Annotated in this window: 1 pseudogene; it reads left to right on the plus strand. The window is 61.4% G+C overall.

The features are described from left to right. Nucleotides 1-409, plus strand: a pseudogene (locus ASU23_RS15085) (ABC transporter ATP-binding protein); the annotation flags it as partial.

A 409-nucleotide genomic window follows, 5' to 3' on the forward strand; every position in this document is an offset into this window, starting at 1 on the left:
GTGTCGAGTCACCTCCTGTCGGAGATGGCGCTCACGGCGGAGCAGTTGGTGGTGATCGGTCGGGGTCGGTTGATTTCGGATTCGACGGTCGCGGAGTTCGTGGATCGTTCGTCGGAGTCGACGGTGCGCGTGCGCAGCCCACAGCTCGATGCGTTGCGCAGTGTGTTGCTCTCGCAGGGGCTGACGGTGCGTGAAGACGGTTCCGGCGTTGCCCCGGCATTGGTGGTCGTGGATTCGACCACCGATGTGATCGGTGGTTTAGCTGGTTCGCAGGGAATCGTGTTGTACGAGTTGGCTTCTCAGCAGGGGTCGCTCGAGGATGCGTTCATGAAGTTGACCGGGGACGATGTCCAGTACCACGCATCCGGTATCGATCCGGGTGTCGGTGCACACCACGCAAATACACAGC

Source organism: Rhodococcus sp. KB6 (genome assembly GCF_001445685.1).
GTDB lineage: Bacteria > Actinomycetota > Actinomycetes > Mycobacteriales > Mycobacteriaceae > Rhodococcus_F > Rhodococcus_F qingshengii.